Source organism: Mesorhizobium sp. WSM4313 (assembly GCF_002294725.1).
GTDB lineage: Bacteria > Pseudomonadota > Alphaproteobacteria > Rhizobiales > Rhizobiaceae > Mesorhizobium.
On sequence record NZ_NSFT01000006.1, the window covers coordinates 387,694 to 402,824 of the forward strand.

Here is a 15,131-nt window from a genome sequence, read left to right on the forward strand (position 1 = left end):
TCAGATCTACATCGGCCGGCGTACAGGCCGGATCTGCTCCGGCTCGACCACCTTGCGGTAGAGATGCCAGGTCGCGTGGCCGAGGATCGGCATGACGACGGCAAGCCCGGCAAACAGCGGGATCGAGCCGACCACCAGCAACACGGCGACCGTAAGCCCCCAAAGCGCCATCGTCAGCGGATTGGCCATGACGGCACGGGCCGAGGTTTCAATTGCCGAGACGGCGCCGACATCGCGGTCAAGCAGCAGCGGAAAGGCAATGACGGTGGTGGCCAAAACGACGGCGGCGAAAACGAAACCGACGGCGTTGCCGACGAGGATCAACGTCCAGCCCCTGCCGGTCGTCAGCACATCGCGCAAAAAGGCGCCGACGGAAGCGGGCGGCTCGGCGCCGAACAGGCTGGTGTAGAGCGACTGCGCGGCGAACAGCCACAACAGGAACAGCGCGAAAAGCAGGACGCCGATGACAGCGATCGACGGCAGCGCCGGCGAATGGCGCACGTCGAGCGCATGGTGCCAGCGGCTGCTCATGCCGAGCTCGCGCCGGCGGCTGATCTCATATAGGCCAATGGCCGCGAAGGGCCCGATCAGCGCGAAGCCCGACATCAGCGGATAGACGAGCTGGATGGCGTTGGAGCCGGAGCTCCACCGGGTCAGGATCAGGCCGACGATCGGATAGATCAGGCACAGGAACACATAATGCGACGGCTTGGCCCAGAAATCCTCGGCGCCGAGCCTCAACGCATCCCAGAGATCCGACGTGGTGATGTGGCGCACCGTGGGCTGCACATGCATCCCGCGCGCGTCCGCCATGACATGAAAACCAGCCATAACCGTCCTCCGTTTTATACCGGGGGCGGTCACCGCCTGGGTGGCCGCCCGTGGCTGCCACTTTCAAGAACGCCGGGATGATAACCGATCTTCCGGGGAATGTCGCGCTTCATGCGATTTTCATCGCCCTGCCCGGCAAAAGCCACGATCGCCGGTATCAGAGGCCGCATGACCACCTTGATCACCACCTCCCCCGATTTCAACCGCCGCACGTTGCTCGCGGCCGCCGGCCTAGTGGCGCTTGCCGGCATAGCCGCCTGCAGCACCGTCTCCGTGCGGACCGGCGAAGGCGCCGGCGTCTCTTCGTCCGCGACAGCGACGTTGGCCAGTATCCGCAACTCCGCCGGTCTGCCGACGCTGACGCCGGACGCGCAGCTCGAACAGGCGGCGCTGCAGCAGGCCGGCTATATGGCCTCGCGCGAGCGCATGAGCCACACCACTGGCTGGGGCAAGGATTTCGCCTCGCGCATGAAGGACAATGGCGTGCGGGGTGCTGCGGCCGAAAACATCGCCGAGGGCCGCTTCGACCTTGAGAAGCTGTTCGACATCTGGATGCATTCGGCCGGCCACCGCCGCAACATGCTCGATCAGGATTTCAGCCGCTTCGGGCTGGCTTACGTGCGCGACGGCCGCGATCCGGCTTTGCGCTATTGGGCGCTGGTGCTGGGCCGCTGAAAAGGCGGCCGGCTGAGAGCAGCGACTTTATCAATCCATATGCGCGGCCGGCGCCCCGCCCGCCGGTGCCGCTTTTGGCTTGCGCAGCAGAATGACGAAAGGAATGGCGGCCAGCGTCATCACCATCAGGATCTTGAAGTCGTTGATATAGGAAATCATCATCGCCTGGGCATTCACCGCGCGGTCGACCTGCGAAAGTGCTACGGGATCGCCGGCGGCGGCCGCCGGAGAAGCGGCCCACAGATTCGGGTTGTATGGATTGATGAAGGCCGACAGCTCGGTGTGGTTGACCTGGGTGTTGCGCACCATCAGCGCTGCGACCACCGATACGCCGATGGAGGAGCCCAGATTGCGCACCAGGCTGAACAGCGAGGTGGCGTCGGTGCGGTAGCGCGCGTCGAGCGTGGCGAAGGCGACCGTCGACAGCGGCACGAACACCATGCCCATGCCGAGACCCTGGATGACGCCCGAGGAGATGATCAGCCAATTGTCCATCTGCGGCGTGAAGCTCGCCATCGTGTAGAGCGACTGCGCGGTGAGCAGGAAGCCGATGGCGACGAGGATCCTGGCATCGATCCTGTGCATGATGCGGCCGACGACCAGCATCGAAATCATCGTGCCGATGCCGCGCGGACCCAGCACGACGCCGATGGTCACGGTCGGATAGCCGAAGATGTTGGCCAGCATCGGCGGCAACAGCGACATCGAGGCCAGGATCAGCACGCCCATGACGAAGATGAAGCCCAGCCCGGTCACGAAATTGCGGTCGAGGAATATCTTCGGATCGATGAAGGGATGCTCGGCCGTCACCGTGTGGATGATGAACACCCAGAAGCCGGTGAGCGACAGAGCGAGCTCGATCCAGATTTCGGCCGAGTTGAACCAGTCGACCTCGCCGCCGCGGTCGAGCAGAAGCTGCAGCGCGCCGACACCAAGCGACAGCATGGCGAAGCCGAAGAAGTCGAAGCCGCGCACGCGCTTGGCGATGACCGGCAGGTAGGCGGCCATGCCGAGGAAGGCGAGGATGCCGACCGGCAGATTGATGAAGAACACCCAGCGCCAGTTGAAGTTTTCCGTCAGCCAGCCGCCGAGCGTCGGCCCCAGGATCGGCCCGAGCATGATGCCGGCGCCCCAGATCGCCATTGCCTGGCCATGGCGCTCCTTCGGGTTGATGTCGAGCAGGAAGGTCTGCGACAGCGGCACGATGGCCGCGCCGAACACGCCCTGCAGCAGGCGGAAGAGCACTATGGTCTCGAGGCTCCAGGCAAGACCGCAGAGCATGGAGAAGATGGTGAAGCCGACGACGGCGGTGAGGAACAGCTCCTTGCGGCCGAGCCTGTCGGCGAGCCAGCCGGTAACCGGCGTCATGATCGCCGCCGCCACGATATAGGAGGTCAGCACCCAGTTGATGTTGTCGGGCGAGGCGCCGAGGTCGCCGGTCATGGTCGGCAGCGCGACATTGGCGATTGTGGTGTCGAGCGCCTGCATGATCGTCGCCAGCATCAGCGCGACTGTGATCAGTCCGCGGTGCGGCACTTCCTTGAAGACTTCGGGCGTGCTCATGACGCTGAACTTCCAGCAGGTAACAAAAACGTGTACATTAGAGCATGATGCCGAAAAGTGTGAAGCGGCGTTCGGACGCCATCATGCTCTATCTCTTTGATTTAGAGACGGATTCAGATTTCAGGTCGAACACCTGAAATCATCCGGCTCTAGGTTTCCGGGCGGCAAAGCCTCCCGTTGAGAGACCTTCATCGCGGTGGGACGCGACTATCGATGTGGGGGTTACATCGACTGAAAGTCTCTGTTGGAGCGGATGCCTGCCGCCCGGAAACCTGAGGACCAACGGGTCCGTGGCCGGGCCTCAGCTTTCGAACGAGCCGCCATGCGGCTTACCTTGCTGATCCCTTGCCACGTCTCCACCAGACCAATCCCCTCAATGCCCGCCGGATCGCGACGGGCTCGCTGTCTTACCGCGCCTGCTCCCCTGCCGTGGCGTGACCGAAGATCGACGGCAGGCCGCGCGCCACGCCGGTATCGACGGTGACGGTGGCGCTCATGCCGGTGCGCAACGCCATCTTGGCGTCGGGGTCGGTCAATTCCAGGCGCACGGGAATGCGCTGCGTGACCTTGACCCAGTTGCCGGTGGCGTTTTGCGCGGGCAGCAGCGAAAACTCCGCGCCCGTCCCGGCGCCGATGGCTTTCACGGTCGCCTCGAAGGTGCGGCCCGGATAGGTGTCGACGACGATCTCGGCCTTCTGGCCCGGCTTCATGTTGGTGAGCTGGGTCTCCTTGAAATTGGCATCGATCCAGGTGTCGCCCGTCTCGACCAGAGCGAACAGCGGCGTGCCGACGCCGACATACTGGCCGACCTTGAACGACGCGGCCTGGTAGACGATGCCGTCGGCCGGCGCCTTGACCGTCGTCTGCGCCAGATCGTAGGCGGCCTTGTCGCGCGCGGCGAGCGCCGCCATCACGGTCGGATGCTTGTCGGTCTCGATATCCGGATTGCCACCGAGCGCTGCCTTGGCGCTGACGATGCCCTGCTGTGCGACGGCGAGCTGCTGCTTGGCCTTGTCGAGATCGTTGCGGGCCTCGTCGAGCGACGACTTGGCGTTGATGCCTTTCTGCGCGAGATCGGCGGCGCGGCCATATTGCGACTGCGCATAGTCGACCTCGCTGGAGGCGGACTTTTCCTGCGCCATCGCCTGGCTGTAAGCGGCGCGCAGCTGCTCGACATTGAGGCGCGCGGCGGCGACCGCCGCATCGGCCTGGGCGAGCGCGATCTTGTAAGGCTCGGGGTCGATGACGAAGAGAAGGTCGCCCTGCTTGACCAGCTGGTTGTCGGCTATGCCGACCTGCACGATACGCCCGGCCGTGTCGGAGGCGACCGAAATCCTGGCCTGCTGCAGGTTGGCGTTCTCGGTTTCCTGATAGCGGCCGCCCGTGATCCAGACATACGCGCCGCCGGCAAGCAGGGCCAGCGGCAGGGCGACCATCAACAGGAAGCGTCCGGGGCGGCGCTTCTTCTTCGGCGCCGGAGCGAGCCGCGGCTCGGCAGCCGCCGCAACCGGAGCGGCCGCCGGCTGGGCCGGCGCTTCCGCGACCGGCTGCGCCGGCGCAAGCTTGGTGACGTTGTCGTCTTCTATCTTGGCTGCCGCGTTCATGCTGCTGCCCCTTCCGTATTCTTCATCTTTTCCAGGGACGTCTCGGCGTCCGTCAAATTCTGCACGATGGCGTCCAGCACTCGGATCAGGACGCGGCGTTCTTCCGCCGACACGCCGGTCAGCGATTCCTCATAGACCTCGCCGGCCAGGCTCTTGACGTCGGCATAGGCCGCGTTCGCCTTCTCGGTCGGAAAGATCATGCGCACGCGCCGGTCGGTCGCGTCCTGGCGACGCTCGATCCAGCCGCCCTCCTCCATGCGGTCGACCAGGCGGGAGACGCTGATCGGCTCGATTTCGAGGAGCTCGGCAAGCCGCGCCTGCGCGACGCCCGCCTCCTTGGCAACGCGCACAAGCAGGCGCCACTGCGCCGAGGAAAGGCCCAACCCACTGGCGCGCGCCTCGAAACGCTTGCGCATCAGGCGCTGCACGTCGTGGATCAAAAATCCTAATCTGTCGATGCCGTCGGAAACCATGAGCGACATATATAATAAGCGTGCTTACTATTCAAGGGGCCGCTTTGCTCCAGAAGCCAGCAAATCGACGTTGCAGCAAGGCAAGCTCCCTTACGGTTAGCGATCGATGAACGTGCAGGGGTCGGTGCCGGTAGGCCCATCCCAAGGCCAAGAGATCATGGCCGGTTGCGCATCAGCATGGTGACGACGAAGAAGGCGCCGAGCGAGCTCGTGATGATGCCGATCGAAGGGCGCCATACATTTGGAGCGCCGACGTCAATTCTTTCGAGCCTGTCTCTCGGACAAACATCGGAAAATTTTCAGAAACCGTTCGGGATTTCCCGGGCCGGAAACCGCAAGAAGATCGGGCTGGCGAAAGACAGGCCCGCGAACGCCCGATCCCCTCTCCAGCCAACATATTTCCCGGGCCGCATCCTCCCAGCGCGGCCGCAACCCTGGGCATGGAGACAACATGATTGCCGCACTCTTCCACAATAGGCCGCTGAGGCGCCGCCTTGTCGCCGGATCGATCGCCGTTCTTGCCGGCGGCGCCGCAATGGCCTGGCACGGCGCAAGAAGCGAGGCCTCGAGCGTCAAGCCCGCGACGCCTGAGACGAAGCTCGTCAAGACGATAGCGGTCGCCCCGATGCTCGGCGCGGACACCCGCACCGCCGTCGGCGAGATCCGTCCGAGGCTCGAAAGCGACCTCGGCTTTCGTTTATCCGGCAAGCTCATCGAACGCGTCGCCGAGATCGGCGCGATGGTGAAGAAGGGCGACGTGCTCGCCCGCATCGACGATCAGGACTATCGCAACCGGCTCGCCAGCGCCGAGGCCGATGTCGCGGCGGCGCAGGCCGTACTTGTCGAGGCAAATGCCGCCGAGGCGCGCATCGGCGCGCTGCTCGCCAAGGGTTTTACGACGCGGGCCAATTATGACGCGACGCTGAAGAACCTGCGCTCGGCGCAAGCCAAGCTCAAATCGGCGACCATTGCCTCCGATATGGCCAAGGACCAGCTCGGCTATACCGAGCTGCATGCGGAATTCGACGGCATCGTCACCGCCGCCGGCGCCGAAGCCGGCCAGTCAGTCAATGTCGGACAGATGGTGGTGCGCGTCGCCGATCCGGACAGCCGCGACGCCGTGTTCTCGATCGCGGAAGCCGCCTTCGCCAACGCTCCCGACCCCAAGCGGCCGCCGCAGGTGACCGTTTCTCTACTCAGCAATCCGGCGATCACGGCCGTCGGCACCATCCGCGAGATCGCGCCGATGGCCGATGCCGCGACCCGCACCTTCCAGGTGAAGGTCTCGATCGACAATGCACCCGACGAGATGCGTTTCGGCGCAAGCGTCGCCGGCCGCGCCGAGATGGGTGGTGGCGCGCCGGTCATGGTGCTGCCGGGCAGCGCGCTCTTCGACAAGGACGGCAAGCCGGCAGTCTGGGTTGTCACCTCTTCGTCCGCTGTCGAACTCAAGCCCATCACGGTCGCCCGCTACGAGACCGACCGCGTGGTGGTCAGCAACGGGCTCGCCAAGGGCGATATGGTCGTCACCGCCGGCGTGAACCGGCTGCGGGAGCACGAAAAAGTTCGTATCATCGAGGGAGAAGGAAAATGACCATGTCCAAGGCAAAGGTCCTCATCGCCGGTGCCGGCCCGACAGGGTTGACGCTCGCGCTATGGCTGACCAGGCTCGGCGTGCCGGTGCGCATCTTCGACAAGGCCGCCGCTCCCGGCGAAACCTCGCGGGCGCTGGCCGTCCAGGCGCGCACGCTGGAGTTCCACCGCCAGATCGGCATCGTCGACGACGTGCTGGCGACAGGCGTGAAGCTCGAGCGGCTTACCGTGCACACGCCGGCCGGCGTCGCCGCCAGGCTGCCGCTGTCGGATTTCGGCCGCGGCATCAGCCCTTACTCCTTCGCCTTCGCGCTGCCGCAGGACATCCACGAGCGCGTGCTGATCACGCATCTGGAGCGCGCCGGCGTCGAGGTCGAGCGCAATACGGAGCTCGTCGCTTTCCAGGACAAGGGCGAGGCGGTCATCGCCACGCTGAGCAGGAATGGCCGGATCGAGACCGTCAGCACCGCCTATCTCGCAGGCTGCGACGGCGCCCGCAGCGCGGTGCGCCACGGGCTGAACATCGGCTTCCCCGGTGGCACCTACGAGCAGTCCTTCTACGTCGCAGACGTGAAAGGTAGCGGCGATATCACCCGCAACGGCATGGACACGACGATCAGCACCTACGGCTTCGCAATCGTCATGCCGGTGCGGCAGTCCGGTTCGGTCCGGCTGATTGGGATCGTGCCGAAGGCGCATGAAGCCGACGAGACGATCAGCTTCGAGGCGATCCGCGCCGATGTCGAGCGCGACACCGGCGTCAAGGTCGACGAGGTCAACTGGTTCTCGACCTACCGCGTCCATCACCGGGTCGCCGAGCGCTTCCGCGTCGGCCGCGTCTTCCTCGCCGGCGATGCCGGCCACATCCACAGCCCGGCCGGCGGCCAGGGCATGAACACCGGCATGGGCGATGCGGTGAATCTCGCCTGGAAGCTCGCGGCGGTCGTACAGGGCCGGGCCGATGCGCGCCTGCTCAACAGCTACGAACCGGAACGCATTGCCTTCGCGCACAAGCTGATCGAGAGCACCGACACCGCTTTCCGTTTCATCACCAGCCGCTCGCGGCTCGTCGGCTTGTTCCGGCGCTACCTGATGCCGAAGATCCTGAACATCGCCCTGCACACCTCGATCGGCTCGCGCGCCTTCTTCGGCGTGATCTCGCAGGCGGCGATCCAGTATCGCGCCGGGCCGATCAGCTCGGGGGTGGCGGGCAAGGTCAGCGGCGGCGATCGCCTGCCCTATGTCGCTTGCAACATCATGGGCGCGGGCGGCGACAATTTCGAGCCGCTGCGGTCGCTCGACTGGCAGATCCATGTTTATGGCGAGGTCAATTGCGATTTCCGGGCGATGCTCGCACCGACAGGAATTGCAGTGCATGCCTTCGCTTGGACCGACGCAGCCGGGAAAGCCGGGCTTCAGCGCGACGCAGCCTATCTGGTGAGGCCGGACGGCCATGTCGCGCTCGCCTCGCCGGTTCAGGAAGCCGCCGTTTTCCAGCGCTATCTCGCCGGCCTCGCCATCCGACCGAGGACCGCCGAACGCGCGCCCTACCGTGTGCCGGGCACCATGCACAGCCTGGCCTGAATTGCGACGGTGCCCGCCGAGCGGCGGGCGCTGACTACCCAAACCGTCATTTGTTTTGGCCAGCCGGCAAGCGCCGGCGGAGCGCGCTTGCGCGCGCCCTGAAAAGGAACCGCATCATGACCAGCTTCAATCTTTCCGAATGGGCGCTGCGCCACCGCAGCTTCATCGTCTATCTGATGATCGCGGCCGCACTTGCCGGCCTCTACGCCTATGGCGGCCTCGGCCGCGAGGAGGACCCGCCCTTCACCATCAAAACCATGGTGGTGAAGACGATGTGGCCGGGCGCCAGCACCAGCGACACAGTGGAGCAGATCACCGACCGCATCGAGAAGAAGCTCGAGGAACTGCCGGACCTCGACTACGTCAAGAGCTACACGAAACCCGGCGAATCCGTCGTCTTCGTCAATCTCAAGGACACGGTGGCCGGCGACCAGGTGCAGCCGCTCTGGTACCAGGTGCGCAAGAAGCTCGACGACATCAAGCCGACGCTGCCGTCAGGCGTGCAGGGCCCGTTCTATAACGACGAGTTCGGCGACACGTATTCGCTGATCTATGCGCTCACCTCCGACAGCCTCAGCCATCGCGAGTTGAAGGATCTCGCCACAAGCCTGCGGGCCGGGCTGCTGACGGTGAAAGATGTCGCCAAGGTCGACCTCATCGGCTAGCAGGACGAGAAGATCTATCTCGAATTCTCGACGCAGAAGGTGGCGGCGCTCGGCCTCGATGTCGGCACGCTGTCGCAGGCGCTGCAGGCGCAGAACGCGCTGACGCCCAGCGGCACGGTCGATGCCGGCCCCGAGCGCATCGCCATCCGCGTCTCGGGCAGCTTCACCTCCGAGGAAAGCCTCAAGGCGATCAACTTCTATGCCAACGGCCATTACTTCCGGCTGGGCGACGTCGCCGAGGTCAAGCACGCCTATTCCGACCCGCCGCAGCCGATGTTCCGCTTCAACGGCAAGCCGGCGGTCGGCATCGCCATCTCGATGACTTCGGGCGGCGACGCGCTGGCGCTGGGCGAGACGGTCAAGGAGAAGATGCATGAGATGGAGTGCGAGCTGCCGCTCGGCGCCGAACTCGGCCTGGTCGCCGACCAGTCGCATGTGGTGGAAGAATCCGTCGGCGAGTTCACCAAGAGCCTCGGCGAGGCGATCGCCATCGTGCTCGCCGTCTCGCTGCTGGCGCTCGGCTGGCGTCCCGGCGTCGTCGTGGCGGTCGCCATCCCGCTGGTTCTGGCGATCACCTTCGTCACCATGGAGTATTTCGGCATCTCGCTGCAGCGCATCTCGCTCGGCGCGCTGATCATCGCGCTCGGCCTGCTGGTCGACGATGCGATGATCGCGGTCGAGATGATGATCGCGCGTATGGAGGAAGGCTACGACAAGATCTCGGCCGCCACCTATGCCTACACCTCGACCGCCTTCCCGATGCTCACCGGCACGCTGGTGACGATCGCCGGCTTCGTGCCGGTCGGCTTCGCCAAGAGCGGCGCCGGCGAATACTGCTTCTCGCTGTTCGCTGTCGTGGCGATCGCGCTCGTTGTATCCTGGGTGGTTGCGGTGCTGTTCACACCGCTGACCGGAGTCTTCCTGCTGCCCGATCGCATAAAGGGTCATGGTGGCAGCCATCATCCCTCGCGCATCGCCCGCGGTTTCCAGGCGCTGCTCGAAATGGCGATGCGGGCGAAGTGGCTGGTGCTGTCGGCGACGGCCGGACTGTTCGCGCTCTCCGTCGTGGCGATGGGCTTCGTCGGCCAGGAGTTCTTCCCGAAGTCCGACCGGCCCGAGGTCATGCTCGACCTCACCTTGCCGCGCACTGCTTCGATCAAGTCGACGGATGCCGTGGTCGAGCGCGTCGAGAAGCTGCTCGCCGCCGATTCAGATATCGACCACTGGAGCTTCTATGTCGGCCAGGGCGCGGTGCGCTTCTACCTGCCGCTTGACGCGCAGCTCGCCAACGACTTCTTCGCCCAGGCCGTGGTCGTCACGAAGGGCCACGCCGTACGCTAGGCGGTCATCGACCGGCTGGAGAAAAAGCTGTCGACTGGCTTCGACGACGTCATGGCCCGCGTCACGCCGCTGGAGCTCGGCCCGCCGGTCGGCTGGCCGCTGAAGTTCCGCGTCAGCGGTCCGGACCCGGACAAGACGCGCAGCCTCGCGCAGCAGTTCGCGCAGGTGCTGGGCAGCGATGCCGCCGTGCGCAACATCAACTACGACTGGAACGAGCCGGCCAAGGTGATCAAGGTGGATGTCGACCAGGATCGTGCGCGCGCGCTGGGCATCTCCTCGCAGCAGCTGTCGGAGACGATCAACGCAGTGCTGTCCGGCTCCAAGATCACGCAGATGCGCGACGACACCTATCTCGTCGACATTGTCGCACGTGCCGTGGACAGCGAACGCGCCAGCATCGACACGCTGCGCGGTCTGACGATCAGCGCTTCGGGCGGACGGCGGGTGCCGCTCGAACAGGTCGCGAAGCTCAGCTACCAGACCGAGCCGCCGCTGATCTGGCGCCGCGGCCGCCTGCCGACCGTGACCGTCCAGGCCGGCGTCGCACCTGGCGAGAACGCCACCACCGTGTCGAAGCGGCTAGCGAGCCCCATTGCCACCTTCGAGGCGCAGTTGCCGGCGCGCTACAGCGTCGAACAGGGCGGCGTGATCGAGGACAGCGCCAAGGCGCAGGCCAGCATCTTCGTGGTCTTCCCGCTGATGCTGTTCATCATGGCCACCGTGCTGATGATCCAGTTGATGAGCTTCCAGCGCCTGGTGCTGGTGCTGCTCACCGCTCCGCTGGCTCTCATCGGCGTCGCCGGCGCGCTGCTTCTGTCGGGAGCACCGATGGGCTTCGTCGCGATCCTCGGCGTAATGTCGCTGATCGGCATGGTGATCCGCAACTCGGTGATCCTGATCGCGCAGATCGACCAGCATATCGCCGCCGGCGAGGAACCCTGGGCGGCGGTGATCAGCGCCACCACGCATCGCTTGCGGCCGATCTTGCTCACGGCGGCGGCCGCCATTCTCGGCATGATCCCGATCGCGCCAACCGTGTTCTGGGGGCCGATGGCCTATGCCGTGATGGGCGGCCTTTTGGTCGCGACCGTGCTGACGCTGGTCTTTCTGCCGACGCTCTACGTCACCTGGTTCGGCATCAAGGCGCCGGTCGAGAGCGCTCCCGCGGCCGAGCCGACCGCGGCCGCCGCCGAGCCCCAACCGCTGGCGGCCTGACCGGCGCTTCCTCCAACAGCCACGGCGGATGCCGCCGTGGCGACCCTTCATCCAACACGGAAAGGAACGATCATGACACCCTTCTTTGGCAATCTTCTGGTTCGCTTCAACGCCGGCTTCCTGATCCTCGCATCGGTCGGCGGGCTCGCCACCGACATCGCCGGCTCCTTCTTCGGCCGCGGCGCCGAGGCCGTGCTGCTCAACAACGCGCCCGGCACCGGCATCGGCTTTATCGAAGCGCATGGGCTGGCCTTGATCATCGGCGTGACGCTCTGGCGTATCGCCTACTCCCGCATCTGGCATGCCGTGATGGCTGCCGTGCATGTGCTGCTCGGGACGGCGAACCTTCTGTTCTGGCAGTTCTTCATCGCCGCCGACGTGCTCGTCGTCGGCTACCTCACAACCGCGGCGCACTGGCTGTTCGTGGTTGCTCACCTGGCGGCATTGGCGGGTTCGGCCCGGGTTGCCGCTGCATCCTCCCACTAGACCTCACCAACATCTGGAGAAGCCAACATGCCTATGAAATCCCTCAGGAAATGCCGTTCGGCGGCAGCGTTGCTCGCCCTCGCGATCACCGCCGTCGAGATCGTCGGCAGCGCCGTTCCGGCCCTGTCGCTGGTCAGTACTGCCGAGGCACGAATTGGCGCGCCCTGGACGCCGCGCAGCGCAGCGGGCGTTGCCCGCCGCACCACCACCTGGCGCGTGCTGCGGCATACGACAGCCTGGGTCGCGACGCTCCCCGCCGGCTGCGTCCGCACCAAGGTCAACGGTTTTGACGTCTGGCGCTGCGGCGGTACCTACTACCGCGCCTATCAGGGCCGCTACATCGTGGTCGTGACCGATTGATTGGTCCCGAGCACGACCTAAAGCGCGTTGCGCTGAAACGGAGTCACGCGACGCGCTTTAGGTCTTTGTTCTGGTGCACGTTGTCTCGGAACCGCTGCACGTCTGAGCGACATGCGTTTAGCCGAGGGCAAGCCTAACGCCTTCGGCGAGATGCTCAGCATCCGCCTGGCTTTCGAACGGAACGCCGCGCAACGCATAGTCGAGCGGCGAGAACGGAGCGCCCTCGTCGACGAGGGCGATCTGCCGACGCGCCTTCTCCATATCTCCCATCTGGGCATAGCAGGCCGCCAGCCGCGTGCGGATCCAGGGCGCCGGGCGCGTTGCCAATTCCAGTGCCTCTGCCGCTTGCCGGTACTCCCCCATCATATAAAGCGCCAGCGCGCGGTCGAACTGGTACCAGTGTGGATGCAAGGGATCGATGCGAATGCCGCGGGCCAGCCAGGTCAGCGCTTCTAGCGGCCGGCCGCGCATGGTGAGCAGCATTCCCATCTGCTCGATGCCGTCGGCGTCGTAGGGGTTGAGCTCAAGCGCGATGCGCATGTGATGCTCGGCCGCCTCGTGATCGCGCATATAGAGGCGGATCAGGGACTGCACGCGATGGCCGGTCGGCTGATCGGGCGACAAGGCCAGGCCCTTGTCGGCAAGGTCGCGCGCGTTCTCCAGCACGGCATCGTTGGCGCGCCCGAACTCCCCGTCCAGCGAGCGCGCCAAAGCGAGATAGGAGTAGGCAAGCCCGTAATTTGGGTCCTTGGCGATCGCCGCCTCGAACAAGGCCTCGGCGCCGCGCTGGTCGGTCTGAGCCGGATCGCGCAACAGCGCAAAACCGCGCAGCAGAAGCTCGTAGGCGGCGAGGCTGGTCACCGGCTTGCGTGAAGCTCGCTCCAGCCCGGCATTGGTGACCCGCGTCACCAGGCGGCTGACGATCTGCTCGACGATCTCGCGTTCGATAGCAAACAGCCCGGCGCCTTGGGACTGGTAGCGGTCGCCCCAGAGCTGTCTGGCGCTGGCGATGTCGACAAGGCTGACGGCCACCACGACATGCTCGCCCTGCCGACGCAGCGACCCCTCGACCAGATAGTCGGCGCCGATGCGGGCGCGGATCTGCGGCCACTCGGCGCGGCCGAAGGAGGTGAAAGAGAAGCTCGAATTGCGCGCCAGGACCGTGACCGTGCCAAACCGCGCTACGCCGTTGATCAGGTCCTCGGCAAAGCCGTCGACCATCGCCTCGTCGGCCGGATCGCCGCTATCGTTACGAAAGCGCACGACGGCCACGATCGGCTGCGAACTGATCTCGGGCGCGGCTTCGGCCTCGGCGGCAAGCATGTAGCCGCGCTTGGAGATGGTGCGCACCATATCCTCGCCCAGCACCTTGCGAATTTCGCGTACCGATTGCGTCAGCGAATCCTCGGTGACGTAGACGCCCGGCCAGACGACATCCATCAGTTCCGATTTCGGCACGACGCGGCCCATGTTGCGGGCAAGATGCGACAGCAGCGCATAGGCTTTCGGGCGCAGGAACAGCGGCTCGTTGACGCCGCGCAGCGTACCCATGGCAAGGTCGAGCGTGAACCCGCCAAACCGGAACACCTGATCGGCCGTCGCCGTCGTCATCGGGAACACCCGTTCCCGCCTATCGTGCACAATGTCAGCCCTTCCCGCTCGACCCGGCTCGCACATCACCATTATTGCCCAGAGCGCAATTTCGATCAAACTGGCCGGCGGCGTAGGGCTAGTATCGTCCCGCCAAATGCGAGGAGCCATGAACCCGACCGAGAAGGCGCTATGGTTTGTCGAAAGCCACTTGCCCGACGCCATCAGCCTCGACGAGATAGCGGCAAGCAGCGGCGTGTCGCGCTTCCATGTGACGCGCGCCTTCGGCGCGGCCACGGGACGATCGGTGATGGGTTATATGCGAGCGCGGCGGCTCAGCGAAGCGGCGCGCAAGCTGGCCGGCGGCGCGCGCGACATTCTCTCGGTCGCGCTCGATACCGGCTACGGCTCGCATGAGGCGTTCACGCGGGCTTTTCGCGAGCAATTCGGCACCACGCCGGAGCTGGTGCGCGCGCAAGGCTCGACCGAAAACCTGGACCTCGTGGAGCCCATTCTGATGGACAGTTCGCTTCTCACCACACACGAGCCGCCGCGCTTCGAGACCAGCCGCCCCTTCCTCGTCGCCGGGCTCGGCGAGCGCTACAGCTGCGAGACCAGCGCCGGCATCCCGATGCAGTGGCAGCGCTTCGCCCCTTATATCGGCAACATTCCGGGTGAGATCGGCGATGTCGCCTACGGCGTCTGCGTCAACGGCGACGACGCCGGCAATTTCGACTACATCGCCGGCGTCGAGGTGACGGACTTCTCCGACCTGCCGAAAGATTTCCAACGCGTGCGGGTGCCGGCGCAGAAATATGCGGTGTTCTCGCATCGCGAGCACATCTCGACCATCCGCCGCACCGTCAACACCATCTGGAACAGCTGGCTGCCGGCCTCCGGCCACGAGATCGCCGATGCGCCCGAGTTCGAGCGCTACGGGCCCGAATTCGACGCGCGCACCGGCAATGGCGGGCTGGAGATCTGGGTGCCGGTCAAGGGGTGATAGTCTTCCCTCTCCCCCTGTGGGCCTGTTGCGCAGTTAGCGAGAACAGGCTCGCAGAGGGGTTTTGACCGCGAAGTGTGTTGTGCTTGGTGGGCGATTTGGCCTTGGGGTTGAGTTTGATGGTGGCGGTGCGGCCCCTAGGCCGGTA

11 protein-coding genes and 1 pseudogene are annotated in these 15,131 nt (G+C 65.4%); 7 read left to right on the plus strand and 5 right to left on the minus strand.

The window, feature by feature from the left end; translation table 11 throughout:
• Window positions 1-6 precede the first annotated feature (6 nt).
• The gene (locus CK219_RS16990) at window positions 7-831 is read right to left on the minus strand and encodes a DUF2189 domain-containing protein (RefSeq protein ID WP_095767874.1); all 825 of its coding nucleotides are present in this window, start codon (window positions 829-831) and stop codon (window positions 7-9) included.
• A 168-nt stretch (window positions 832-999) separates the two neighbouring features.
• Between CK219_RS16990 and CK219_RS16995 the strand changes: the two genes are divergently transcribed.
• Window positions 1,000-1,506, plus strand: coding sequence for a CAP domain-containing protein (locus CK219_RS16995; protein WP_095767922.1), 507 nt, complete (start codon window positions 1,000-1,002; stop codon window positions 1,504-1,506).
• A 30-nt stretch (window positions 1,507-1,536) separates the two neighbouring features.
• On the opposite strand, the gene CK219_RS17000 is transcribed toward CK219_RS16995, so the two are convergent.
• The 3 genes from CK219_RS17000 to CK219_RS17010 all read right to left on the minus strand — a co-directional run bounded on the left by CK219_RS17000 (window position 1,537) and on the right by CK219_RS17010 (window position 5,146).
• Window positions 1,537-3,069, minus strand: a complete 1,533-nt coding sequence (locus CK219_RS17000; RefSeq protein WP_095767875.1) for a DHA2 family efflux MFS transporter permease subunit — start codon at window positions 3,067-3,069, stop codon at window positions 1,537-1,539.
• A gap of 407 nt (window positions 3,070-3,476) precedes the next feature.
• Window positions 3,477-4,673: an HlyD family secretion protein gene (locus CK219_RS17005; protein ID WP_095767876.1), complete on the minus strand. Its 1,197-nt coding sequence runs from the start codon at window positions 4,671-4,673 to the stop codon at window positions 3,477-3,479.
• A complete protein-coding gene (locus CK219_RS17010; protein ID WP_095767923.1) occupies window positions 4,670-5,146 on the minus strand; it encodes a MarR family transcriptional regulator in 477 nt (158 codons plus the stop codon). The genes CK219_RS17005 and CK219_RS17010 overlap by 4 nt, the downstream gene beginning before the upstream one ends.
• A 451-nt stretch (window positions 5,147-5,597) precedes the next feature.
• Between CK219_RS17010 and CK219_RS17015 the strand changes: the two genes are divergently transcribed.
• The 5 genes and pseudogenes from CK219_RS17015 (at window position 5,598) to CK219_RS17035 (ending at window position 12,390) form a co-directional block, all read left to right on the plus strand.
• Window positions 5,598-6,740, plus strand: a complete 1,143-nt coding sequence (locus CK219_RS17015; protein ID WP_095767877.1) for an efflux RND transporter periplasmic adaptor subunit — start codon at window positions 5,598-5,600, stop codon at window positions 6,738-6,740.
• Window positions 6,737-8,323, plus strand: coding sequence for an FAD-dependent monooxygenase (locus tag CK219_RS17020; protein WP_095767878.1), 1,587 nt, complete (start codon window positions 6,737-6,739; stop codon window positions 8,321-8,323). Before CK219_RS17015 ends, CK219_RS17020 begins: the two co-directional genes overlap by 4 nt.
• Window positions 8,324-8,439: 116 nt before the next feature.
• Window positions 8,440-11,544 (plus strand): annotated as a pseudogene (locus CK219_RS17025) (efflux RND transporter permease subunit).
• 72 nt (window positions 11,545-11,616) lie between these two features.
• A complete protein-coding gene (locus tag CK219_RS17030; protein WP_095767879.1) occupies window positions 11,617-12,030 on the plus strand; it encodes a hypothetical protein in 414 nt (137 codons plus the stop codon).
• Window positions 12,031-12,057: 27 nt separating this feature from the next.
• Entirely contained in the window at window positions 12,058-12,390 is a 333-nt protein-coding gene (locus tag CK219_RS17035; protein WP_224601548.1) for a hypothetical protein, read from the plus strand.
• A gap of 117 nt (window positions 12,391-12,507) precedes the next feature.
• Here the strand turns inward: CK219_RS17035 and CK219_RS17040 are convergent, their stop codons facing one another.
• A complete protein-coding gene (locus CK219_RS17040; protein WP_095767881.1) occupies window positions 12,508-14,001 on the minus strand; it encodes a winged helix-turn-helix domain-containing protein in 1,494 nt (497 codons plus the stop codon).
• Window positions 14,002-14,149: 148 nt separating this feature from the next.
• On the opposite strand from CK219_RS17040, the gene CK219_RS17045 reads away from it, so the two are divergent.
• Window positions 14,150-14,983, plus strand: coding sequence for an AraC family transcriptional regulator (locus tag CK219_RS17045; protein ID WP_095767882.1), 834 nt, complete (start codon window positions 14,150-14,152; stop codon window positions 14,981-14,983).
• Window positions 14,984-15,131: the final 148 nt, after the last annotated feature.

Excerpts from the sequence above, each read along its gene's own strand:
- CK219_RS17000 (WP_095767875.1), bottom strand. The coding sequence starts at position 3,069 with ATGAGCACGCCCGAAGTCTTCAAGGAAGTGCCGCACCGCGGACTGATC.
- CK219_RS17020 (WP_095767878.1), top strand. The coding sequence starts at position 6,737 with ATGACCATGTCCAAGGCAAAGGTCCTCATCGCCGGTGCCGGCCCGACA.
- CK219_RS17035 (WP_224601548.1), top strand. The coding sequence starts at position 12,058 with ATGCCTATGAAATCCCTCAGGAAATGCCGTTCGGCGGCAGCGTTGCTC.
- CK219_RS17010 (WP_095767923.1), bottom strand. The coding sequence starts at position 5,146 with ATGGTTTCCGACGGCATCGACAGATTAGGATTTTTGATCCACGACGTG.
- CK219_RS17040 (WP_095767881.1), bottom strand. The coding sequence starts at position 14,001 with ATGACGACGGCGACGGCCGATCAGGTGTTCCGGTTTGGCGGGTTCACG.
- CK219_RS17005 (WP_095767876.1), bottom strand. The coding sequence starts at position 4,673 with ATGAACGCGGCAGCCAAGATAGAAGACGACAACGTCACCAAGCTTGCG.
- CK219_RS16990 (WP_095767874.1), bottom strand. The coding sequence starts at position 831 with ATGGCTGGTTTTCATGTCATGGCGGACGCGCGCGGGATGCATGTGCAG.
- CK219_RS17030 (WP_095767879.1), top strand. The coding sequence starts at position 11,617 with ATGACACCCTTCTTTGGCAATCTTCTGGTTCGCTTCAACGCCGGCTTC.
- CK219_RS16995 (WP_095767922.1), top strand. The coding sequence starts at position 1,000 with ATGACCACCTTGATCACCACCTCCCCCGATTTCAACCGCCGCACGTTG.
- CK219_RS17045 (WP_095767882.1), top strand. The coding sequence starts at position 14,150 with ATGAACCCGACCGAGAAGGCGCTATGGTTTGTCGAAAGCCACTTGCCC.
- CK219_RS17015 (WP_095767877.1), top strand. The coding sequence starts at position 5,598 with ATGATTGCCGCACTCTTCCACAATAGGCCGCTGAGGCGCCGCCTTGTC.